The organism is Burkholderia sp. SIMBA_062 (genome assembly GCF_046534765.1).
In the GTDB taxonomy this organism is placed as follows: domain Bacteria; phylum Pseudomonadota; class Gammaproteobacteria; order Burkholderiales; family Burkholderiaceae; genus Burkholderia; species Burkholderia ambifaria.
In genome coordinates, this window is record NZ_JAWRYD010000362.1 from 1 (window position 1) to 261 (window position 261).

1 pseudogene is annotated in these 261 nt (G+C 73.9%); it reads right to left on the reverse strand.

Annotated features, from left to right (window positions below):
- Nucleotides 1-249, reverse strand: a pseudogene (locus tag SB786_RS36695) (hybrid sensor histidine kinase/response regulator); the annotation flags it as partial.
- Nucleotides 250-261 lie beyond the last annotated feature (12 nt).

A 261-nucleotide genomic window follows, 5' to 3' on the forward strand; every position in this document is an offset into this window, starting at 1 on the left:
CAGCGGGCCGAGCGGCCCGAGCGGTCCCAGCGGCGCGAGCGCGGCGCGGCGCACGGCGGCGCGCGCGAGCAGCTCGTCGAACAGCGCGGCGTCCACCGGTTTGACGAGATGCATCTCGAAGCCCGCCGCGCGCGTGAGTTCGACGTCGGCGGCCTGGCCGAAACCGGTCATCGCCGCGAACAGCGTGTGCGCGAGCGGCGGGTGCGCGCGCAGAAAACGCAGCGCCGCATAGCCGTCGATCTCGGGCATGGCGATGTCGAT